This window comes from Kaistella antarctica (genome assembly GCF_900109615.1).
In the GTDB taxonomy this organism is placed as follows: domain Bacteria; phylum Bacteroidota; class Bacteroidia; order Flavobacteriales; family Weeksellaceae; genus Kaistella; species Kaistella antarctica.
The window spans coordinates 327,714-351,224 of record NZ_FOIX01000002.1; the positions used below are offsets into that span (position 1 = coordinate 327,714).

Below are 23,511 nucleotides of genomic sequence, written 5' to 3' on the forward strand. Positions count from 1 at the left end.
AAAGTAATAAATAAAAAAATATGACAATACTCGTTACCGGCGGTCTCGGTTACATTGGTTCCCACACGGTGGTAGAACTTTTACAAAATGGATTTCAGGTTATCATCGTTGATGATATGTCCAATTCGGAGAAATTTATTCTCGATAATATTGAAAAAGTAGCAGGGAAAAGACCAGTTTTCTTTCCCTTTGATTTAAGACGAAAGGAATTGCTTGCGCAAGTTTTTGATGCTTATGAAATCGATGGGTGCATTAATTTTGCAGCCTTCAAAGCAGTAGGAGAGAGTCAGGAAAAACCGTTGGATTATTATGAAAATAATTTATTTTCCTTAATTAATATCCTTCAGGAATTTAAAAATAGAAATATTTCAAACTTCATTTTTAGTTCATCGTGCACGGTTTATGGTCAGGCAGATCAACAGCCGATTGATGAAGATACTCCGCTGAAAACTCCAGAGTCTTCCTATGGAAAGACCAAACAGATGGGCGAAGAGATTCTAAAAGATTTCGCCACGGCATATAAAAAGAAAGTTTCATTGCTTCGATATTTTAATCCGATTGGATCTCATCCATCCGCTTTATTAGGAGAATTGCCAATTGGCATTCCTAATAATTTAGTGCCTTACGTGACGCAAACTGCCTCTGGAATTCGCGAGCAGTTATCGATCTGGGGAAATGATTATGATACGCCAGATGGAACGGCAGTTCGTGATTATATTTACGTCGTAGATTTAGCAAAAGCGCACGTGAAAGCCTTGCAGAAATTGATGGCTGAAACTTCAGAAACTGTAATCGATATTTATAATCTGGGAACCGGAAAAGGTTCATCCGTTTTAGAAGTCGTAGAATCTTTCGAAAGAGCCAACGATGTGAAAGTGCCGTATAAAATTTGTGATCGACGTGATGGCGATATTACCGTCGCTTACGCCAATGCTGATAAAGCAGAACGGGAATTGGGTTGGAAAGCTGAAACTTCTTTAGATGAAGCTTTACGCACCACTTGGGAATGGCAGAAATATCTGGAAAGCAGAAAATAAAATTTTAATTAAAAAACACAAAAAATCCTGAAACTTACATTTCAGGATTTTCTATTTAGCATAAATTCAATCATCGATCATCCATTAATCATGGATTTACATTGGTGGACCTTGATCGTCACCACCTTGACTATTGGAGTTAATATCTTTTTTACGTTTCGGTGTATCTATTTTTTCACCTTGTTTGAATCGGTAAGTTAAAGAAACATTAAAACTTCTTGGGCTCCAACGCATGTAAGAATCCCTCTCATAACCTGGACCGAAACTCGTGGTATTTCTACCTCTTGTTCCCAGAATATCTTGGATGTTGAAAGCAATTGTCCCATTGTTATTCCAGATCGTCTTATTCGCTCCGAAATTTAAAACATACATGTCTTTACTTTCACTAGAAGCCGTTTTTTGACCACCTCTGTAAAAACCTTGAACTTGCATGCTCAACGTTTTGTCAATTTTAAAACTGTTGGTTAGTCTTAATCTGGTTGAAAATCCTTCTCCATCAAAAGAAAGCGGTTCAACCATTCTGTTGGGGTCAAAGTAAGAACCTTCTGATTTGTAACCGAAAAGATCGGCACTTGCCATAATTTTATACCAAGGGAAAAGATCTGCAGTTAAGTTTAAATCTAAACCGTAGCTCGTTTCATTCCCGACGTTGTAAGGACTTGTAATTAAAACATCAGATCCGATTGCCTGACTCAACAACACAAACTTCACATCGTCTGTTGTTTTTCTATAGTACAACGTTGGATTAATGGTGAATTTTTTCTTCTGAATTGCATATCCTAATTCAAATGAATCAATGTACGATGGATCTAGATCTTCATTACCACGGAACAAATTCTGACGGTTTGCCAAAGAAGTCGGGTAAGGAATCAAGAACCAAGAACGCGGTCTATTGATTCTTCTGGAGTAATTCAATAATAATTGATTATTCGAACTACCTAAATCATAACTCAAAAATACACTTGGGAAAAAGCCAGTATAATCCTTCTTTTTATTAGAAGTGTTTCCGCTTAAACTTTGATATTCAATATTGATTTGCGCGTTTTCTGCTCTCAAACCTACTTGATAACCAAGTTTGTCAAATTTGCTTTTAAATTGTGCGTAACCCGCGTTGATGGTTTCATCATATACGGTATTTCCACTGTACTCGTCTACAATTCCGTAATTTAAGTTAAAACCAGTTTCCTTATTTAAGAAATCGTAATCATTGGTATTATTATCTATTCGATAACCGGCTTCAATTTTTGATTTCTCACCAATTGGCAATTCGTAATCAACTTTTCCTATAATCGATTTGTTAACCGTATTGTTGTTTCCTAAAGTTCCATATTGAAAATACGACTGATCGAATTCTCTGGAATCTTCAGTTGATTCATTGTTGCTTTTTTGTAAACTTAATGATAAAGCGATGTTGTGTCCAGCGTCATTAAATTTATGATCCAATCCTACATCACCTTGAAGAGAAAGATTGGTGCTGGTTCCTAAAGCTGCTGTTTGCGAATAATTATTTAAAATTCGAGAAGCATCATAGTTGATATTGTCAACTTTGTTTTTGCTTTCACTCGAAAAATTTCTAACCATTCCTGATAGGTTGATCGACGTTTTTTCCGTTAAATCAACTGCGAAACCTGCCGTAGCATTATAGAAATTGCTTTCGCTTTTGTTTTTTGAATTCTGTTCGAAATATCTGGTTGTTGCTCCTGTAGCAGTGTTGAAGAATCGCGTATCGCTGTCGCTTTTCCCTTCTCCTTCTCGGTAACCACCGCCGCCATTTAAAAACCAGGTCCAGCTTCCTTTTTTCCAGCTAAGGTTGGTGTTCAAATTGGTACTTGGTAGATATCCTAAACTTCCGGTAACGCTACCGTTGAAGCCCATTCCTTTCGATTTCTTTAAAATAATATTTAAGATACCCGCGGTTCCACTGGCTTCAAATTTAGAAGATGGATTCGTAATCACCTCAATTCTTTCGATTTGATCTGCGGGAATAGATTGTAATCCATTTGCGCCACTATCGATCCCCAACATCGAAGAGGGTTTTCCATTAATTAAAAACTTTACATTCGAGTTCCCACGCATAGAAACAGTACCATCGGTTTCCACAGATACTGACGGAACATTCGCTAAAACATCTTGTAAATTCCCACCCTTACTAAGGAGATCCGTGGACGGATCGTACACTTTTTTATCTAATTCTACACGGTACGGTTTTACAGCATTCGCCGTAATCACTACGCCTTCGATGTCTTTGGTTCTGCCATTTGTTGCAGAACTTTCAGAGGTTACGGTAAAGTTTCCAAGATTTCCACCCGCGGAAATTTGTTTGTTTAGATTTGATTTTTTAAAGTCAATCGCGTCAATCGTAATATCGTAATTTCCTGGAGTCAAAGCCAGTTGGTAATTCCCTTTATCATCTGTTAACGTTGCATCACTGAAAAGTTTATTCGCTTTGTTGCTGAAGGTTACTGAGGCATAAGGAACAGCGTTTTTTTGCTGATCAACAATTTTTCCGCTTACATTTACTTTCTGCTGGGCAAACGCTAAACTCGCGGCACCCAAAACGAAGGCAAGTCCTAAGGTCCTTTTTTTAATAATTGATGAAATCTCAATTTTGTTCGTCATAATTTTAGTTTAAGCTCTTCTGATTGCTATTTTTAACAGAAGTTAAAATTTTATATTATTTTTTGATGGTATTAAGAAAAATATAAGATTTATATTTTCTTTTTTACTTTCTATTTTGTAATGTTTTTAGAATTCAGCCAAGCTTGATATTCTTTGGCATTCTCATTATGTTCCGCCGCATTTGCCGTGAATTTATGAAGTCCAAATCTTTTCGGATCTGCACACATATAAATAAACTCATTGCTTTCTGCATTTAAAACTGCGTCAACCGAATTTTTATCAACCATACAAATTGGTCCTGGTGGAATCCCAGCAGAGAAATAAGTATTGTAAGGTGAAGGTTCGCGAAGGTGTTTGAAGAAAACTCTTTTCAAAGGTTCATCTTGAAAATTATTGGCTTTACTGACCGCGTAAATCACGGTTGGATCACTTTGCAGTTTCATTCCTTTTCGGTGACGGTTTAAATATAAGCCAGCCACGGTTTTCATCTCATCGGGTTTGCCGCCCGTTTCTTTATAAACTAAAGAAGCCAAGGCATATATTTGATCGCGGCTTAATCCTAAACTTTGTTCTTTCGCTTTTCTTTCGGCAGTCCAGAAGCCATTATAATCGTCTTCAAATTTCTTAAAGAATTCTTTTGGCGTTACGGTCCAGAAAAAGTTGTAAGAATCGATGAAGAAATATTTTTTTAAATCTTCTGCGTTGTTTAATCCTTTGTCAGTTGCGATTTTATTTAAATCGGTGGCGAATCGTAGTGAATCAAGTTCTGTTTTTAAAGCAACTCTCCCAACCATTTGATAAACGGTAAAGAAATCTCCAATTCTAAAGGTGTTTTCAGTTTGGTTGCCGGCTTTAATCATGTTGACTAAATCGGTGTTATTCGTTCCTGATTTAATTCGGTATCGTCCAGCGCTGAAATATTTATCCATGCTTTTGCTTTTTGCAACTTCAGCAAACTGCTTCTTATTATTAAGATAAGGTGAAATGGAATCTAAAATAGAATTGAAATTAGCAGAGTGCGGGATCAAAACGTAGCCTTCTTTTTCTACGTTGTTTCCGTAATATTTTTGGTAATATTGGTAGCCAAAAAAACTTCCGACTGCAAAGATCAGAAATACGATGATTAAGACAATTCCGCTTTTTTTCATATTTAAAGTAAGAACTTTTTATAAATTGATTTTTCCTTTGAACACTTGTTTCGCCGGACCTTCTAACCAAATGTTTTTGAAAGTTTCACCTTCCTGGTCGGCATAGACTTTCAACTTTCCGCCTAAAACATTTACGTTAACTGAAGGTTGATTTTTATCTTTTAGAAAAACCAGCGCCGAGGCTGTTGCTCCTGTTCCACAACTGAAAGTTTCATCTTCAACGCCTCTTTCGTACGTTCTGATGAAGATTTCGTTTTCAGAAATTTCTTCCACAAAATTCACATTGATTCCTTCCTGACTATAAGACGCAGAATTTCTGATTTTGTTACCGTTTTCGAAAACTTTATATTGATCTACCTTTTCTACAAAGGTTACGTAGTGCGGCGAACCCGTATTTAATTCGAAACTTCCCTCTGTATTTTTAATCGAATCCACGTCGATCATTTTTAATTTAATGATGCCGTTATGAATTTCGGCTTCGTGTAAACCGTCAATTGCCGTAAAGGTGGTTTGATCTTCGAAGACGTCTAGGAAATGAGCGAAGGCAACAAGACATCTGCCACCGTTTCCGCACATGGTGCTTTCGTTTCCATCTGAATTATAATAAACCATTTTAAAATCAGCCGCGGAATCGTTTTCTAATAAAATCAATCCATCAGCGCCAATTCCAAATCTTCGGTCGCATAATTTTTCGATGATTTCTCTGTCTTTTAAAAACTGTAGATCTCGATTATCGATCATCACGAAATCGTTTCCAGTTCCTTGATACTTGTAAAATTCGATGGTGTTTTGCATAAAATAAAAAGGTTTTTACCCTTGTGATTTTGGGAGAGCAAAGATACTCAAATCTTAATCAATCGCGGAAAGCGGAAATAGATTAAATCATTTACTGTTATGCAATTTTTGGCCTTTTTTCCACTCGATATAACCAATAATTGCCATCGCGGTAAAAACCAAATATTGAATTGAGGTTATTCCCAACCCTTTATAGATCATCATTGGGATACAAATTAAGTCGCCCACGATCCAGAAAATCCAGTTTTCGATTTTACGTTTGGCCATCAACCACATTCCAACCAAGAAAATTGCGGTCGTCAAAATATCTAACCAATTGGCCCAATCTAAATGGTAAAGCCCGAGCTCCACATTTTCCATCGAAAAATGATTGTCGATAAACGGTTTATAATAGTAAACGATCGTTACCAAAATCAAACTGACAAAAAATAAAATCCCAGAAAAAATCCATTCTTTTTTAGTAGCCCAGGAAACTTCAACATGGATGTGATCTTCTGAACTCTTAGACCAGAGAAACCAACCGTAGATGCTCATGACGGTATAATAAAAATTAATCATCATATCGCCGAGCAGACCAAAATTGTAGAGAATATAAACATAAAGGGCCGTAGAAATAATTCCGGTTGGATAGACCCAAATGTTTTTTTTAATGGAAAAGTAAACGCTCAAGATACCGAAAATTGTCGCAACAACTTCGAGAACAATTTGAAAAAGATCATATGATTCGTAAGGTTGCAGAAAGAGTTCGTAGAAATTCATGAGTTCAAAGATAATAATTTCGATAAATAAAAGGGAGTGTGACTTGGGTCACAGAGATTCTTACAAACGCGGCTTATCTTTAAATAAAATTAAGCGTCATGATTAAAGTTTTAACAGTAGGAAGCATCGCATTGTTATTCACGCAATGTACCAATAAGATAGTTCAACCTGAAGTTTCGGTTAATAATATGGCAGTTGCGAAACAGACTATCAGTTCTGATTCACTGCACGCTTTTGCAACTGAAACCAAGAAACTATTAATGAAAAATGTGGGCGAGCAAATGAAGATAGGCGGACCCGAATCGGCGTTGGAGTTTTGCAATATCCAGGCAATGCCTTTAACAAAATCAATGTCAGATAAACATGGTTTGGTGATTTCCAGAGTTTCTGATAAAAGAAGAAATCCGAAAAATATTGCCAATTCAGAAGAATTGAAATTGATTGAGCAATATAAAAAACAATTGTTAGCAGGTGAGCTTTTAAAACCAGTTCGCACCGAAACTCATTACTACGAGCCTTTGGTTACGAATGCGATGTGTTTGCAATGTCATGGTGAACCAGGGAAAAATGTACAGCCAAAAGTAGCAGCGAAAATTGCAGACTTGTATCCGAATGATTTAGCCATGGATTACCAAGAAAACGAAGTCCGCGGACTGATCAGTATTAAAACGAATTAGTTAAGTTCCTTATTTTTATTTGTTAAGAAAGACCGTCGCATGGTGCGACGGTTTTCTTTTATATAGGATTTTTCCTCAATTCTTTAAAACTAAGTGGAAATATCTTCATCTGTATTTTATATATTTACTTTAAGAAATCTACTATGAAAAAAAGCTTTGTAACTATTGTTCTTTTATTTGCATTTGTACATTCGTATGCGCAGGCAGAAGGCAAATTTAGAGTCGGGCTAGATTTAGGCTATGCAATACCTGCTGGAGGAGGAGCTGGAATATCTTTTTCAATAGAACCGAAATATAACATCAAAGACAATATGAATGTTGGTTTAAGGATTGGTGTAGCTGGCAGTACCCGCGATTTATTATCTTTCTCAAATAGTAGTAATCGCAAGGCTTCTGCAACTACCTCTTATGTTGCAACCTATGATTATTATTTTAATAATGGCGTTGGCTCATTAGTGCCATATCTCGGAAGTGGATTAGGATACTTCAACTTTGCCACTATAGAAACCTTCTCTTCATCTGATACAGGTGCAGATGTTGGGGGCAAATTTGGCGGTCTCATCAGAGGTGGAATTGAATGGAATAAGTTGCGGGTAGGCTTAGAATATAACATAGTTCCCAAGTCTGAACTTCAGACTTTCAATGGTGAGTCCTCAGGTACATCTCCAAATTCATACGTGGGAATCACGGTCGGCTTTTTTATCGGAGGTGGAAAATGGGGTAATTGATGAATTTCTTAAGTGCTTTCACATTCACGCAAATTTTTTGAAATATTTATAAAATGGACTAACCTTTTAGGAGTTAGAGAAGTTTTTGTTCGGCTTCTAAGCTCGAAATAAAGAAAATACCCACAAAATTAATTGCAGGGATCTTTGATTTTTAAAGTTTTCGGTTAAACGCCACAAGAACCACCTTCATTACTAACTCCCATCTTTCCTAAAATCTTATCGAGCAAACACCAATTCGTCATTGAGGATTGTAGTAAATTAATTCCGACAAATCCAGTCAGCCACAGCCAATTCTGGTTGATGTAGATGGATAAAAGGATGCTTGCTAAGATCATAGTTCCCGCAAATGCGTGTATTATTCTGTTTCTCATAATTAATTTTTATAGTAGTTGATATTTTTTAAAATTGTTGTTCTAAAGCGATGAGTGCAATATGAACTTTGGAAAGTGTTTCCTGTCCAGCATTAAATTCCTCGATCTTTTTAATAATTAAAGGCGTGTTTTCTTCGGGTACAAAAACGGTGAACAATAAGGAATCGATTTCAGAATAAGCAGAGGCAAACCAGTTACTGCTGCTCGTGCTTCGTTCGTAATTTTTAAATCCTTTGACTTCATTATAAGTAAATGATTTCGAACCCGATTTTACGAGGATACTTTTGACTTCACTTTCAAATTCCTTAATTGCGGTGATCAATAAGAGTTTCATTTTTGTTTAGTTTTAAAATTCTCTGCCGAAATAATTTCCGACAGAGAATTGAGTTAATTAATCCTGAAGGTCTTCTTTAATGACAATCGGTTCTGGTTCCACAGGTTCATTGTGTGCCCATTTATCTTTTTCAGACATATAATAAATCAATGGAATTACAACCAACGTCAATAGCGTAGAAACGATTGCTCCAAATACCAATGAGATGGCCAATCCCTGGAAAATCGGGTCGAATAAAATCACGACTGCTCCAATTACCACTGCTCCGGTGGTTAATAAAATCGGAGTTGTTCTCACTGCTCCTGCTTCGATGATCGCTCTTTTTATGGGTGCTCCTTCTTTTAAACGAATTTCAATAAAGTCAATCAAAAGAATCGAGTTCCTCACCATAATTCCGGCTAAGGCAATCATTCCAATAAATGATGTTGCCGTAAAGAAAGCGCCCAACAACCAGTGTCCGAGTACAATACCAACCAACGAAAGTGGAATAGGGATCATCATCATAATTGGCGTTTTGAAGTTTTGGAACCAACCCACAATCAACATATAAATAATCAGAATCACCACTAAGAATGCTACGCCCAAATCGCGGAAAACTTCTAGAGTAATTTGCCATTCACCATCCCATTTCACGGTGTAATCTGATTCATCTTTCGGCGCATTCATATACAATTCGTTCAAGGCATATCCCGCTGGAAGTTTGATGTTTTTCAGTTTTTCATCCATTCCCAAAATCGCGTACGCTGGACTTTCTAAGCCTCCCGCCATATCTGCCAGAATGTAAACCACACGTTTTTGGTCTTTTCTGTAAATTGATTTTTCTAAAGTTTCTCGTTGAACTTTTACAATATCACTGATCGGAACCATTCCTGCCTGACCTTTCACTTTTAAATCGGTCAGGTTAGAAATACTGGTTTTATCACCATCGCTCAGCTTCATTACAATATCAACCGCATCATTTGATTTTGGATCAAATAGATTTCCGATGGAATGTTCACCTAATAAATAAGTCAGATTTCCAACAACTTGTTGAGGTGCAACACCATTCAACATTGCTTTTTCTTTATCGGCTACGATTTTAAATTCTGTCTGCGGAGATTCAACCATCCAATCCACATCGACAACATCGTCGGTATTGATGAGGATTTTCTGCACTTCATCTGCAATCCGAACTTGCTCTTCGTAATCTGGTCCGTAAACTTCAGCAACAATTGTTGATAAGACTGGTGGTCCAGGCGGAACTTCTACGATCTTTACATTAGCGCCATATTTTTTAGCAATCTTGTGAATTTCTGGACGAATTATCTTCGCCACATCGTGACTTTGATTATCCCGATCTTCTTTATGCAAAAGATTCACTTGAATATCCGCCGTATTGCTACTTCCACGCATATCGTAATGACGAACTAAACCATTAAAAGTAATAGGAGAGGCCGAACCAATATAAGATTGATAATTTACTACTTCCGGGACGGTTTTCAGATATTGTGCAATGTCTTGCGTTACAGCTGCAGTTCTTTCTAAAGTCGTTCCATCAGGCATATCGATTACGACCTGCACTTCATTTTTATTATCAAATGGAAGCATTTTTACAGCTACCCATTTAGCCGCAAAGGCAAACATAGAAATCATTAATAAAACGCCCGTAATGCCGAGCATGGTCCATCTTTTCTTGCCACTATCTAATAATGGTTGTTCTACTTTTTTGTAGAGTTTATAAATGAAACCAGTTTCTAAACCTTGCTCTTCTTTGTGTTCCTCACTGTCTTTTACTTTTAATAAATGAAATCCTAAATAAGGCGTAATCGTCAAAGCAATAAAGAGTGAAAGTAGCATCGCAATCGAAGCTCCAATCGGCATCGGAGACATATAAGGACCCATCATTCCAGATACGAATGCCATCGGTAAAATCGCTGCAATTACCGTAAATGTTGCTAAAATAGTTGGATTTCCTACTTCATTAATAGCGAAAATAGCGGCTTCCTTAAAGGGCAGTTTCTTCATATGGAAATGCCGGTGCATATTCTCCGCTATAATAATGCTGTCATCGACGACGATTCCTACTACGAAAACCAAGGCGAAAAGCGTAATTCTGTTCAGCGTGTAACCCAACATATAATAAGCGAACAGCGTGAGTGCAAAGGTCAATGGAACCGAGAAGAATACGACAAGTCCACCTCTCCATCCCATGGCTAACATTACCAGAAGTGTTACAGCAATAATCGCAATTCCCAAGTGGCTCATTAATTCAGATACTTTGTGAGAAGCCGTTTCACCGTAATTTCGGGTCACTTCTACATGAACATCATTCGGAATTAAAGTTTTCTTTAAGGATTCAACCTGATCCAAAATTTCTTCGGAAATATGCATCGCATCGGCGCCTTTAACTTTAGAAATAGAAAGCGTTACGGCTGGATATTCCGATAAAAAACTTTTGCCCTTTTCAGTGGCATTTCCGTAGCCGAAATTGACATAATTCTTTGTTGAAGAAGGTCCGTCTTCAATTTTAGCCACTTGTTTTAAATAAACCGGCATATTTTGAGAAGTACCGATCACCAGGTTCCCAACATCTTCAGCAGAATTTAAAAACTCTCCTGTTGTTACTAAATATTCTGCATCATTGCTTACGAAACTTCCAGATTGGGAACTGCCGTTATTGGCTTTAATCATTTGCATAATTCCCAAAGCATCAACATTGGATTCCGCCATCTTATCTTTGTCAACAATCACTTGCAACTGTCGGCTTCTTCCACCGATTACGTTTGTCAATGAAACATCTTTGATTTTTTTGACTTCCGAAGCGAGTTCTTCCGTCATTTGTCTTAATTGAAAATCGCTGTATTTTTCGCTCCAAAGTGTCAATCCCAACATTGGAACATCGTCGATCGAACGGGTTTTAATCAAGGGCTCGTAAACACCTTCTGGAAAGATGTTTTTATTTTTCATCATTTCATCGTAGAGTTTCACGTACGAACGTTCCGTGTCTTCACCCACGTAAAACTGAACGATGATCATGGCTTTACCATTCATTGCCATGCTGTGAACGTGCTCAACTCCTTTGATGTTGGAGATTATTTTTTCCAAAGGTTTCACCACACGATTTTCTACTTCCGTAGGATTTGCTCCCGGATAACCGACCATTACGTCCGCCATTGGTACAATAATCTGTGGTTCCTCTTCTCTCGGTATTAATGTGGAACTGTACATCCCAATCGCCATCAATGCGACCATCAACAGAATTGATAGTTTTGAATTGATGAAGACTTCGGCAATACGTCCTGATATTCCTTGTTGCATAATTATTAGTTTAATTTAACAATGAAGCAATTTACCAGTATAACAAATTTTATTAGAACTGATTGGTAGACTGTTACATTATTATATTGGTACATTATTTAGTTACTTTTGCTCCGTTAAAGAGTTTTCCTTGTGCCGAAACGATGTAAGGTTCTTTGGCATTAAGTCCAGATAGAATTTCCACTTGATCCCCGAAACTTTTACCAGTTTTCACCCAACGAAGAATCGCCGTATTGTTAGAACTTATCGTGTAAACTCCCGTTAATTGACCTTTCTCTACCAAAGCTGATTTGGGAATCATCACGCCTTCCTGAAAATCCTGATTCGTTTTTCCTGTATTTTTAAAAGGAAATTGCACATTCACAAACATTCCGGATAATAAATTGGCACTGTTTGAAACATTGACTTTCACCATATATTGACCACCTGTGTTCGCGGAAGAACGGCTGATTTCTCCTACAGTTCCGGCAACTTCTTCATTGTTGGATTTCAGGGTAATCTTAACCGGCATTCCTTGTTTGATGAGCGTAATGTTTTGTTCCGAAACTAAAACCTGCGCCTGCAAAGCCGACGGCGATTCGATGGTTAACAAAGGCATTCCGGGACTTGCCATATCGCCTTGTTCAGCGTATTTTTCCGTAATTACTCCCGAGATTGGTGCTGTAATGTTGGTATAGCGATACTGAGAATTGACTTCGCTTTTCATGGCTTGTGCGGCTTGTAAACCAGCTTGAGCCATTTCGTAACGCGCTCGCATATCGTCCAATTCTTTTTGAGAAGCACTTTGGTTTTTAAATAAATTCGAAAAACGATCGTAATCTTTTTTCGCAATATTGTAACTCGCCTGTGCCTGAGAGATCTGCGCGTTGGCTTGTCCGCCTTTTGCCTGAATATCTGTTGAATTGATGCTTACCAATAATTGTCCAGCACGAACATTTTGTCCAACTTCGGCTTTCATTCCGGTAATGTATCCCATCATTCTGGTGCTGACATTTACTGAATTTTTCGCCACTAATTTTCCACTTGCAGAAGCGTATGCACCCTCAGAATTATTTCCAGATTGATTCACCGTTACTTGAATCGGTGTTTGATTGAGCGTTGTATTTTTTTCGTCTGACGAACAACTGCTCATCGATAATCCTAATAAGAGGACGGAGTAAACTAATATTTTCATGTTGATTTATTTTTAAGATGATAGATTAAAAGATGATAGATAATAGACTGATAGATAATAGATGTTTAGAGTTTGGTCTATTATCTATTCGTCTATTATCTATTTGTCTCATTGCTACTTCAAAAATTTAAAGTATTCCAGCGCTGAATTATATTCGAAAATCGCCTGTTGATATTCCAGTTCTTTTTGAGACATTTGAGTTTCTGCGGAAAGTAAATCAGATGATTTTTCTAAACCTTGATCGTATCTGTTTTTACGGATTCTGTAGGCTTCCGCACTTTGATCCCAGGATAATTTGGTTAAAGAAACTTTTTTATCTGCATCTAAAACCTGTCGGTATGATTTATTGAGTTCTAACTGTTTTTGTTTTTGATATTGCTGAATTTCAGTTTGTGCTTTAGATAGATCTGCTTTGTAAACTTCTTTTTCAATTTTGGCTTTATAACCATCAAACACATTCCAGGATAATTGCAATCCGACTAAATAACCGTTGCCATTGAATTTATAGACTTTGTTGTCATTTAATTCAAAACTTCCAAAGACATTTAATTTTGGTAGAAACTTCGCGTCGGCAGATTTCACCAGATAATCATACGCTTCCAAAGATTTCTCGTAGGCTTGAAGATCTTTTCTGTTTCCGTTGAGTTTTGGATTTTGCTCTAAAATATTTTCCTGATAAGAAAATTCATCCATCGGTTTGAAGACTTTATTTTCCGAATCTTCATTCAATAAAAAGTAAACATAATCAGAAGCATTTCTAACATTCGATTTCGCGTATTGAATTTGACTCTCAATTTCAGAAACTCGAACATTTATATATAAAACTTCAGATTTTTGAATCATTCCGTTTTTGTAATAATTATCGATGACTTTTTTATTGGCGAGTGTGGTGTTTTTTGCTTCTTCCAAAACTTTCACAACCTTGTACGCCATTTGTAATTGCAAATAGGCTTTATTCAAATCAAACTGAAGATATTCTTTGGTTCGTTCTGCTTTAATTTTTAAAACATCAACTTTTACTTCGCCCGCTTTCTTTTGGTAGACTGCATCTTTATTAAAAATCGATTGCTGAACTTCTAATTTCGTAGCGAAATTGAAAATGTTATCAGGTTTATTTAATTGTGATGGATCAAAATCCATCATCGTAATTCTGGATTGGTTGAGTTTTGTACCAAATGCCATCAACGGACTGTTGGTCGCAGTTCCTGTGTAAGACGCAGTTACGTTTGGCAAATACATTGCGCGTGTTTGCAATAAACCGGCTTGTGCAGAATTCACTTCATCATTCGCTAATTTCACGGAGAGATTTTGTCCTTCAATTCTACTTTCTAAATCTCTTTTAGAAATCTGAATGGTATCCTGTCCGAAAAATTTGGTTGATATAAATAGTAGAAATAATACTTTCCTCATGTCTTTTTAATTTGATGACAAAAGTATCGCAGTAAACAATCGTACACAGTGACAAAGGTTACATAGCATGAGGCTATGAGAAAAAATATAAGAATTGCGTTTTTCGTAATCGCCCAAGCACAATTAATTAATAATAAATTTTAGTGCTACTAAAAACACTATTTTTACATTGAATAACTAAAAAAAATAATATGACAACTCTTTTACTTGTAGCACAAATTATTGTAGCAGCCTCCGTTTTTTACGTTTGGATTTTCCGGTATGATGTAATCATCAAAGAATTCAAGCAATTCGGATTGAGTGATTTAACGAGAACTTTTGTAGGAGCAGCAAAAATTTCCGTAGCAACTTTATTAGTTGCGGGAATTTGGTTTCCAACCTTAATTGGGATTTCCGCCATTATAATGGGATTATTTATGGTAGCTGCACAATTTTTCCATTTTAAAATTAAAAATCCCTTCATCAAACATTTGCCATCACTCGTATTACTGATTCTTTGCATCTTCATCGCATTAGTTTCAATGGAGATTATTTAAATATGAATTATTTATTAATTGCCTGTGTTCTTTTTTCAAGCCTCGCTTTTGCGGGCTATTCTATTTCCTATTTTATTTCACCAAATATGAAAAAGGAATTCGAGCGATTTGACTTAAAGGGTTTTGGAATTTATGTAATCATCTTGGAAATGCTGGGCGCCGCGGGTTTACTCGTCGGTTTATTTTATCAACCCCTTCTATTGCTGTCATCTGCTGGACTTGCCGTACTAATGTTTTTTGGCGTCTTAACGAGAATTAAAACAAAGGACAGTTTATTGATCTCTACACCTGCTTTATTTTTTATGTTTATAAATGCCTTTATATTTTACTTAGCATTTAATAAATAAAAATATTAGAAAATTTATAGAATATTTGAACACGAAAAAACCTCGAATTTTCGAGGTTTTAAAATATAGAATATAATGATGTGTTTAGATTTTACCGTTCAAACTTCCCCAACCGCCACCATTGTGAACGTCGGTATAGCCATTGTTTAAAAGCATCGTTTTCGCAGACCCGCTTCTCATTCCAGAAGCGCAACACGTAATAATGCTTTTGTTTTTATCTTTTAATTTTGAAAGATTATTCTGAAGCTGATCCAAAGGTATATTAATCGAACCTTTAATATGACCGCCCGCAAATTCACCTTTGCTGCGAACATCGATGATAATCGCACCTTTTTTTACCAGATCTGCGTAATCTGTTTTTTTGAATCCGAAAAGATTGTTAATGGTATCTAACATAATTTTGTGTATTTGATTGATTTAATACGGCAAATTTAGGTTGGGAAATTGAAGCGCACCGTAACCTATGTTACAGAAGCTCAATTTTATTTCACCGCAAAAGCGATAAACGACAAATGTTAAAAAATAGATTTTCAAAAGAGGGTAAAAAGTAAATTCTTAATTACGATTGCAATTTGCCAACTTTTGATCTGCTAAAATTTTAATTAAACCTTTTGATTCTTTGCGATAAATTTATTTTGAAAGAATCATAGAAGTTCAATTTTGTTTCGGGAAATGATCAATAATTTTTCCTTTTCCATTTGTTTAAGAACTCTACTCGTGGCTTCCCGCGTAATTCCCAATTCATCAGCCAATTGTTGATGCGTTACCGAAATTTCTTTTGAATTATACAACTGGGTTTTCTGCTTGATAAGGTGCAAAAGTCGAGCATCAATCTTTTGAAAAGCCACAGAGTTGACGACATCCAATAATTCTTCAAAGCGTTTCTGATACAGATTGAAGATGAAATCCGTCCAGTCTGGGTATTTCTTCACCCATTCTTTGGCTTTGTCTGCAGGAATCAACATTAACTCTGCATCTTCTTCTACGATAGCTTTGATCTTCGCCGTTTCATTTTTAATCCCAGACAGAATGGAAACGATGCAACTTTCGCCAGGAGTTAGATAATAGAGGAGGATTTCACGACCATCTTCTTCGGTTCTAATGACTTTAATACTTCCCGAAATTACCACTGGAATATTTTTGATATAAGAATCCATATTAACGATGGTTTCTCCGGCAGAAAAATGTTTTAGATTGCCGGAATCTTCAATTTCTTTCACTAAATCCGACTGGAAAATGTCTTTTAAAATCATTAAACAAAGTTAGCGATTAAATTAGTTTTCGATTCTCTTCAGGCACGAGAAATGGCAAAGATTAGTTTTTACTACGCTTTTTTCATTTTAAGTTTTACATCTTTTACATGAAACACAGTGTTTTAACTCATTGCAAAGTGTTTTACCAAAAAGAAATTGCCGAAAAATAGTTAATCATTACTAAATTTTTATATTTTTGGGAATCTTAAACAAATAAAAAATGTCAAATCTTTGGAGAACCAAACCCCTGAGTCAACTTATGTCAGAATCTGACGAGACTTCGGATGGATTGAAAAAAACATTGTCTGCTGCGTCTCTCGTTGCGTTGGGAATCGGTGCAATTATTGGCGCTGGACTTTTCTCAATTACTGGAATCGCAGCTGCCAATTATGCCGGACCTGGAATCATGATTTCCTTTATCATCGCAGCTATTGGCTGTGCGTTCGCAGGTTTATGTTATGCGGAATTCGCCTCAATGATTCCTGTGGCTGGGAGCGCATATACTTATTCTTACGCTACGATGGGCGAATTTATCGCCTGGATTATCGGTTGGGATTTGGTGCTTGAATATGCAGTTGGATCTGCGACTGTAGCTTCAAGTTGGTCGGGATATCTCAGTAAATTCATGTCGAGTTTTGGAGTTTCGCTTCCCCATAGTTTAATGATGACGCCGTTTGACAGTTATACGGTAGACGGAGTAATGCATAGTGGCTTGATTAATCTACCAGCCGTTTTTATCGTAACCGTCATGTCACTGGTTTTAATTAAAGGAACCAGTGAATCAGCTTTTGTAAATACCTTAATTGTGATTCTTAAAGTTGCCATCGTAATTATATTCATTGTTGTAGGTTGGAAATACGTAAAAGCAGAAAATCTTACGCCACTTATTCCAGCAAATACCGGTAAGTTCGGAGAATATGGCTGGTCCGGAATTATTAGGGCCGCGGCCGTCGTCTTCTTTGCCTATATTGGTTTCGATGCGGTTTCAACGGCTGCACAGGAAACCAAAAACCCGAAAAAGGCAATGCCCATCGGAATTATGGGTTCGCTTCTGATTTGTACTGTTCTTTATATAATTTTCGCTTACGTAATGGTAGGTGTTGTTAATTACAAAGCCTTTACCGCTGGTGGCGGTGGCGATCATTTAGCGCCGGTTGCAATTGCGATTGAAGCGATGGGTGACGTTGTGAATGGGACCGTTGTTCCTGCTTACCCTTGGTTGAATACCACGATTATTTTAGCGATTCTCTTAGGATATGCTTCGGTGATTTTAGTAATGTTAATGGGACAAAGCCGGGTATTCTATTCGATGAGTAAAGATGGTCTATTGCCAAAAGTGTTTAGCGAAGTTCACCCGAAATTTAGAACTCCTTATAAGTCAAACCTTTTCTTCTTGGTTTTCGTGAGTTTATTTGCGGCCTTTGTACCGGGAAGAGTAGTAGGAGAAATGACCAGTATTGGAACTCTGTTCGCCTTTATTTTAGTTTGTGCGGGAGTTTTGGTGATGCGCAGAACGCAGCCAGACGCGCCACGTGCGTTTAGAACGCCACTCGTTCCCTTAATTCCAGTATTAGGAATTCTGGTATGTTTAGGAATGATGGTTTTCTTACCATTTGATACCTGGATTCGTTTGGTATGTTGGATGATGATCGGCCTGGATGTTTACCTATATCGCGGAATTAAAAACTCCTTCTTAGGAAAAGCAAATAATACGACCAATGATCCTAAAAACTACAGTGTAACTGCCATTTCTGGTGTTTTCTTAACGGTGCTTTTAGCCGTATTGGCTTACTTGCATCATCAAAATGCTGAGGTTGATGACAGCGGATTAATCATGTTCTCAGTAGTGATGATTATAGCGCACACTATCTTATACGGATATTATATGATTAAGTATAGAAAATAATTTTTAAATAAAACATAAAGTTTCCCGTCAATTATGGCGGGAAATTTTTATTTTTGAATACATTTAAATGATATGAATAGACTAAAGTGTTTCCTCTTTCTTGTCCTCTTTTCAAATTTTTACTTCGCTCAGAAGGTTGAATTTCAAACATTATTAAAGGATGATATTTCCATTCGTGCCCTTCAGCTTTATGATGGAAAAGTTTGGTACTCGGGCACCGATTCAAAATTCGGTTTTGTCAGTTTAAAAGATTCAGCTAACAAAAAGCAGCTGAGATTATCTGATGAAAAGTTAGAGTTCCGGACTTTAGCGCAGGACAGTAAATACTTTTACACGATTAATATTTTGAGTCCAGCTTTCTTATTTAAAATTAATAAAAAGAACCTCAATTTTTCAATTCAAAAAACAGTCAGTACAAAAACCGCTTTCTTTGATGCCTTCATTTTTGATAAATTCAATAGAGGAATTGCAATTAGTGATCCCAATGAAGCTGGTAGTGCAAATCCTTTAATTTTTTATTCTGGCAGACCTTCGAAAGATAAGGTTGGTTTCCCAAAATATTTTCCCGGAGAAGCCCATTTTGCAGCGAGTAATACGAACATTTCTACGAAAGATGGTAAAGGGTGGATTGCAACGGGCGGTATGAGAGCCAGAATTTTTAAATTTTCCTGGAACAATCCCTTTACGTGGGTAGCATTCGAAACTCCTTTCATTCAAGGAACGGCCTCAACAGGAATTTATTCCATCGATTTCTACGATAAAAACTTCGGCATCGCCGTTGGCGGAGATTACACTAAGCAAGCCGAAAACATCAACAATATCGCGACGACAAACGATGGCGGAAAAACCTGGCAAATTCAAGCTTCTGGAAAAAATGGCGGTTATAAAACCTGCGTCAAGTTTCGTCCGAAATCGAAAGGAAAAGACATCATCGCCGTGGGAGACCAGAACATCGAATTTTCAAATGACTACGGAAAAACCTGGAAAACTATTTCCGAGGAAAAAGGTTTATATGTGTGCAACTGGGTTGACGAAAACACTTTAGTGTTTGGCGGAAAAAATAGGATTGTTAAAATGAAAATAGCTGCCGATTTTTAGTGATCTTTTTATTTGAATCAGACTCTGTAAACTGCCAAAACTCATCTTCCATATTCACAACTTCTATGTCATTATTCGACCACTCCTAACTTATTTTGTATTTTTGCAAAACGAAATTTCAAAATGAATTTCAGAAATCTTTGTAATAATTAGTAAGAAATGAATTCTTTAATCGATAAATATAATATTCCGGGACCTCGATATACTTCTTATCCAACCGTTCCTTTTTGGGAAGACAATAGTTTCTCTAGTGATCATTGGCAACAATCTGTTCTAAAAACTTTCAACGCGACCAATGATTCGGAAGGGATTTCAATTTATATTCACTTACCATTTTGTGAGCAACTGTGTACATTTTGTGCCTGCCACAAACGGATTACCAAACAACATTCGGTAGAAACTCCCTATTTAGAATCTGTTTTAAAAGAGTTCGATTTATATATTAAGTTATTCGGTAGAACTCCAAAAATCAAAGAACTTCATTTAGGTGGCGGCACACCCACTTTTTTCTCTCCTGAGAACTTACGCCTTTTGTTAGAAGGTATTTTTGCGAAATCAGAAATTGCTGAAAATCCAGAATTTTCTTTTGAAGGTCATCCCAACAATACGACCAAAGAACATTTGCAGACTTTATATGATCTAGGTTTTCGCCGGGCAAGTTTTGGCGTACAGGATTATGATCCCAAAGTTCAGAAAGCAATAAATCGAATTCAGCCTTTTGAAAATGTAAAAAATGTAACGGAATGGGCCAGAGAAATTGGTTACAAAGGAGTTTCACATGATTTGGTTTTCGGTCTACCATTTCACACTTGGGAGAAAATGGAATATACAATTCGTAAAACTTTAGAACTAAAACCAGATCGTTTGGCGTTCTATTCTTACGCGCACGTGCCTTGGATTAAAGGCGTTGGACAACGTGGTTTCGACGAAAATGATTTGCCAAGCGGCGAAGAAAAAAGACGACTGTACGAAAATGGAAAAAGATTATTGGAGGAATTAGGATACATTGAAGTGGGGATGGATCACTTTGCTTTGGAACATGACGATCTTTATCAGTCAATGGTTTCTGGCGATATTCACCGAAACTTTATGGGATATTCTTCCAGCAAAACGCAATTGATGGTTGGTCTGGGCATGTCGTCAATTTCGGATTCCTGGTATGCTTTTGCACAAAATGAAAAAAGCGTAGAAGAATATCAGAGAATCGTAGATCAGGGAATTATTCCAGTCGTGAAAGGTCACGTTTTAAATGAAGAAGATTTGGTTATCAGACAGCATATCCTAAATTTAATGTGCCGCTTAGAAACTTCTTGGGATTTACAAACCAGTTTCCCCGAAATTGAAAACGCTTTAGAATCCTTAAAAGAAATGGAAGCTGATGGCTTGGTAGAAATTTCCGAAAACACTATAAAAATCACTGACAAAGGCCGCGCCTTTACACGAAATGTCGCCATGACATTTGACTTAAGAATGATGCGAAACAAACCTGAAACCAGGATTTTTTCAATGACAATATAATAGAAAGCGACTTTAACGAGTCGCTTTTTTTTTTGCTTTAAAATTGATTCGAAGTTTCCCGCAAAGTTTAAAACTTGATTGTTTTGGTTGGTCTCGCTGAGATTTTACTATCTTTATAAAAGAACTTCTATTTGATAGAATTCTCTTCAACGCAATCAATTTTTAATTACTTTAATAGAATTCTTTATGACAATAATGAACAGCACCGTGGCTGATATTCCCGAAATTTTTAGACTGTATAAATTAGCGACTGATTATCAGAAAATCACTTTTCCCGGAAATCTCTGGCCAGAATTTGACCAAGATTTTATTAAGACTGAAGTTCTTGAAAACAGACAGTTTAAATTAGTCATTGATGATCAAATCGCCTGCATTTGGGCGATCACTTATAACGACGTGCAAATCTGGGAAGAAAAGGAAAATGATGATTCTATTTATCTTCACCGAATTGCCACAAATCCTGATTTTAGAGGAAATAACTTTGTACAGATCATTGCGAACTGGTCAAAAGCTTTTGCCAAAGAAGAACATAAAAAATTTATTAGGATGGATACTTGCGGACAAAATGATCGCCTAATCAACCATTATAAAAATTGCGGCTTTAATTTTCTAGGGATGAAAAAGTTAAAAAATTCTGCGGGATTACAAGCTCATTATCAAGATGCTGACGTTTGCTATTTTGAGATCCAACTATAAAAGATGTTTATAACTAAAAGCAAGAGATTGTTTTATGTCCTATTCTAAAATATAATTTAATTCTAAACTTAATGATTGATTTTATAGGTGACATCCACGGGCATGCAGATAAATTGGAAGAATTACTCCAGAAGTTGGGTTATTCAAAACCAAATAACTTCTACGTTCATTCCAATCCAAATAGAACCGTTTTGTTCGTTGGTGATTATATCGATAGAGGTCCGAAAATCAGAGAGACTTTAGAAATCGTAAAATCAATGGTTGACAATGGATCTGCGATCGCGTTGATGGGAAATCACGAATACAACGCACTTTGTTTTCATTACCAGGAAACTGATGGTGGCCATCTGCGCAAACATTTGATTAAAAATATTGTGCAACATTACAAAACGCTTAAGCAATTTCAAAATCGACAGGTGGAATATGAAGCATATCTGGAATGGTTTAAAACGTTGCCGCTCTTTTACGAGACTAAGGAATTTAGAGCCGTTCATGCCTGCTGGGATGAAAAAACAATTGATTTTCTGAAGACGAAATTAGTGAACAATCGCTTGACAGATGATTTAATTATTGAGTCGGTAAAAAAAGGAACAGAGCTAAATGAAGCCATCGAACAAACTTTAAAAGGAAAAGAAATTGAATTGCCGCAAGGGTTATCGTTCGACGATAAAGATGGCACAAACCGAAATGAAATCAGAATTAAATGGTGGGAAGATCCTGCGGAAATGACTTATAGAGCAATCAGTGTTGAACCTTTGGAAAATCTCCCTGAAACTAAAATAGATTTAAGTCTTTTGAAAAGTAAAGACTTTTATAATGAAGAGCAGAAACCTGTTTTCTTTGGTCATTATTGGCTGAAAGGTAAACCACTTTTGAAAAGAGAAAATATTTGCTGTTTAGATTATAGTGTTGCAAAAGAAGGTTATTTGGTGGCGTATAGTTTTGACGGAGAACACCATTTAACCGATAGCAACTTAACTTTTGTTTCCAATTCTAAAAAGGATTTAGCTTTTTCTCGTAAAGTTTAAATCTCTTTAAGTTCTGAAGTAATTTTCTAAAATATAAAAAAGCAAAAATGCAGAACCTTGACAATTATCTCGACACTCATTACATTCATCGCAGCAATTGGTTACGGGCGGCAGTTCTTGGGGCGAATGATGGAATAATTTCAGTTTCCAGTTTAGCAATTGGAGTCGCGGCGGCCAGTTCCACGACCTATCCTGTTGTTTTGGCAACGGTTGCTGCGTTGGTAGCCGGTGCTTTGTCCATGGCGGCGGGAGAATACGTTTCGGTTAGTTCTCAGACCGATATCGAAACTGCGGATATTGAACGGGAAAGACAGGAGCTTTTAGAAATGCCCGAGGAAGAACTAAAGATGCTGGCGAAAATTTATGAACAAAGAGGTTTGAAAAAAGAAACTGCTATGCAGGTGGCACTCGAAATGACAGCGTCAGATGCTTTAGGAGCGCATGTTCGTGATGAGTTGGGGATTAACGAAATCAGTCAGGCAAATCCGATTCAGGCGGCCTTGGCTTCTGGAAGCGCGTTTATCGCCGGTGGAATTTTGCCTCTTTTGGTCGTTCTTTTTGCGCCACTCAAAGGAATGGAGTACTGGCTCTATGGTTTCACGATTATTTCTCTGATTTTATTAGGAGCGTTGGCTGCAAAGACAGGCGGTTCCAGCATTGCAAAAGCTATTTTGAGAGTGACGGTTTGGGGAACAATTGCGATGGGATTATCAGCCTTGGTCGGCTATCTTTTTGGCATTAATGTTTAAATGTGGTGAAAGTTTTCGATCAGAATCTTTT

Annotated in this window: 22 protein-coding genes; 11 read left to right on the forward strand and 11 right to left on the reverse strand. The window is 36.9% G+C overall.

The window, feature by feature from the left end; translation table 11 throughout:
- Nucleotides 1-20 precede the first annotated feature (20 nt).
- Entirely contained in the window at nt 21-1,037 is a 1,017-nt protein-coding gene (gene galE / locus BMX49_RS06145) for a UDP-glucose 4-epimerase GalE (RefSeq protein ID WP_034716798.1), read from the forward strand.
- Nucleotides 1,038-1,133: 96 nt separating this feature from the next.
- On the opposite strand, the gene BMX49_RS06150 is transcribed toward galE, so the two are convergent.
- From BMX49_RS06150 to pnuC, 4 genes are all read right to left on the reverse strand, one after another.
- Nucleotides 1,134-3,656, reverse strand: coding sequence for a TonB-dependent receptor (locus BMX49_RS06150; protein WP_034716795.1), 2,523 nt, complete (start codon nt 3,654-3,656; stop codon nt 1,134-1,136).
- Between the two features lie 110 nt (nt 3,657-3,766).
- Nucleotides 3,767-4,804: an endolytic transglycosylase MltG gene (gene mltG, locus BMX49_RS06155; RefSeq protein ID WP_034716794.1), complete on the reverse strand. Its 1,038-nt coding sequence runs from the start codon at nt 4,802-4,804 to the stop codon at nt 3,767-3,769.
- Nucleotides 4,805-4,822: 18 nt separating this feature from the next.
- The gene (dapF, locus tag BMX49_RS06160) at nt 4,823-5,599 is read right to left on the reverse strand and encodes a diaminopimelate epimerase (RefSeq protein ID WP_034716792.1); all 777 of its coding nucleotides are present in this window, start codon (nt 5,597-5,599) and stop codon (nt 4,823-4,825) included.
- Between the two features lie 87 nt (nt 5,600-5,686).
- Entirely contained in the window at nt 5,687-6,358 is a 672-nt protein-coding gene (gene pnuC / locus BMX49_RS06165; protein ID WP_034716790.1) for a nicotinamide riboside transporter PnuC, read from the reverse strand.
- Between the two features lie 98 nt (nt 6,359-6,456).
- Here pnuC and BMX49_RS06170 point away from each other — a divergent pair, with 98 nt between their 5' ends.
- On the forward strand, nt 6,457-7,035 hold the full coding sequence (locus tag BMX49_RS06170; protein WP_051803562.1) for a Tll0287-like domain-containing protein: 579 nt from the start codon (nt 6,457-6,459) through the stop codon (nt 7,033-7,035).
- A gap of 143 nt (nt 7,036-7,178) precedes the next feature.
- On the forward strand, nt 7,179-7,763 hold the full coding sequence (locus BMX49_RS06175) for an outer membrane beta-barrel protein (protein WP_034716788.1): 585 nt from the start codon (nt 7,179-7,181) through the stop codon (nt 7,761-7,763).
- 164 nt (nt 7,764-7,927) lie between these two features.
- Here BMX49_RS06175 and BMX49_RS06180 read toward each other — a convergent pair whose 3' ends face one another.
- From BMX49_RS06180 to BMX49_RS06200, 5 genes are all read right to left on the reverse strand, one after another.
- Complete coding sequence (locus tag BMX49_RS06180; protein ID WP_034716786.1) at nt 7,928-8,134, reverse strand: YgaP family membrane protein; 207 nt, start codon at nt 8,132-8,134, stop codon at nt 7,928-7,930.
- A 28-nt stretch (nt 8,135-8,162) separates the two neighbouring features.
- Nucleotides 8,163-8,468, reverse strand: coding sequence for a P-II family nitrogen regulator (locus BMX49_RS06185; RefSeq protein WP_034716785.1), 306 nt, complete (start codon nt 8,466-8,468; stop codon nt 8,163-8,165).
- Nucleotides 8,469-8,525: 57 nt separating this feature from the next.
- Nucleotides 8,526-11,765, reverse strand: coding sequence for an efflux RND transporter permease subunit (locus tag BMX49_RS06190; RefSeq protein ID WP_051803561.1), 3,240 nt, complete (start codon nt 11,763-11,765; stop codon nt 8,526-8,528).
- 94 nt (nt 11,766-11,859) lie between these two features.
- Entirely contained in the window at nt 11,860-12,939 is a 1,080-nt protein-coding gene (locus BMX49_RS06195; protein ID WP_034716783.1) for an efflux RND transporter periplasmic adaptor subunit, read from the reverse strand.
- Between the two features lie 114 nt (nt 12,940-13,053).
- Nucleotides 13,054-14,349 (reverse strand): TolC family protein, encoded by a 1,296-nt coding sequence (locus BMX49_RS06200; RefSeq protein ID WP_034716782.1) that lies wholly within the window; start codon nt 14,347-14,349, stop codon nt 13,054-13,056.
- Between the two features lie 191 nt (nt 14,350-14,540).
- Between BMX49_RS06200 and BMX49_RS06205 the strand changes: the two genes are divergently transcribed.
- Together BMX49_RS06205 and BMX49_RS06210 are read left to right on the forward strand one after the other, a co-directional pair.
- A complete protein-coding gene (locus BMX49_RS06205) occupies nt 14,541-14,885 on the forward strand; it encodes a DoxX family protein (protein WP_034716780.1) in 345 nt (114 codons plus the stop codon).
- A 2-nt stretch (nt 14,886-14,887) separates the two neighbouring features.
- Nucleotides 14,888-15,232, forward strand: a complete 345-nt coding sequence (locus BMX49_RS06210) for a DoxX family protein (protein ID WP_034716778.1) — start codon at nt 14,888-14,890, stop codon at nt 15,230-15,232.
- Nucleotides 15,233-15,316: 84 nt separating this feature from the next.
- On the opposite strand, the gene BMX49_RS06215 is transcribed toward BMX49_RS06210, so the two are convergent.
- Together BMX49_RS06215 and BMX49_RS06220 are read right to left on the reverse strand one after the other, a co-directional pair.
- Nucleotides 15,317-15,628, reverse strand: coding sequence for a rhodanese-like domain-containing protein (locus BMX49_RS06215; protein WP_034716777.1), 312 nt, complete (start codon nt 15,626-15,628; stop codon nt 15,317-15,319).
- Nucleotides 15,629-15,876: 248 nt separating this feature from the next.
- Complete coding sequence (locus tag BMX49_RS06220) at nt 15,877-16,485, reverse strand: Crp/Fnr family transcriptional regulator (RefSeq protein ID WP_034716776.1); 609 nt, start codon at nt 16,483-16,485, stop codon at nt 15,877-15,879.
- A gap of 220 nt (nt 16,486-16,705) precedes the next feature.
- On the opposite strand from BMX49_RS06220, the gene BMX49_RS06225 reads away from it, so the two are divergent.
- The 6 genes from BMX49_RS06225 to BMX49_RS06250 all read left to right on the forward strand — a co-directional run bounded on the left by BMX49_RS06225 (nt 16,706) and on the right by BMX49_RS06250 (nt 23,480).
- Nucleotides 16,706-18,391, forward strand: coding sequence for an amino acid permease (locus tag BMX49_RS06225; RefSeq protein WP_034716774.1), 1,686 nt, complete (start codon nt 16,706-16,708; stop codon nt 18,389-18,391).
- Nucleotides 18,392-18,463: 72 nt separating this feature from the next.
- Nucleotides 18,464-19,489 (forward strand): WD40/YVTN/BNR-like repeat-containing protein, encoded by a 1,026-nt coding sequence (locus BMX49_RS06230; protein WP_034716772.1) that lies wholly within the window; start codon nt 18,464-18,466, stop codon nt 19,487-19,489.
- Between the two features lie 159 nt (nt 19,490-19,648).
- A complete protein-coding gene (gene hemN / locus BMX49_RS06235) occupies nt 19,649-21,007 on the forward strand; it encodes an oxygen-independent coproporphyrinogen III oxidase (RefSeq protein WP_034716770.1) in 1,359 nt (452 codons plus the stop codon).
- A gap of 186 nt (nt 21,008-21,193) precedes the next feature.
- Complete coding sequence (locus tag BMX49_RS06240) at nt 21,194-21,703, forward strand: GNAT family N-acetyltransferase (protein WP_034716768.1); 510 nt, start codon at nt 21,194-21,196, stop codon at nt 21,701-21,703.
- Between the two features lie 71 nt (nt 21,704-21,774).
- The gene (locus tag BMX49_RS06245; protein ID WP_051803560.1) at nt 21,775-22,731 is read left to right on the forward strand and encodes a metallophosphoesterase; all 957 of its coding nucleotides are present in this window, start codon (nt 21,775-21,777) and stop codon (nt 22,729-22,731) included.
- A 47-nt stretch (nt 22,732-22,778) separates the two neighbouring features.
- Complete coding sequence (locus BMX49_RS06250) at nt 22,779-23,480, forward strand: VIT1/CCC1 transporter family protein (protein WP_034716766.1); 702 nt, start codon at nt 22,779-22,781, stop codon at nt 23,478-23,480.
- Nucleotides 23,481-23,511: the final 31 nt, after the last annotated feature.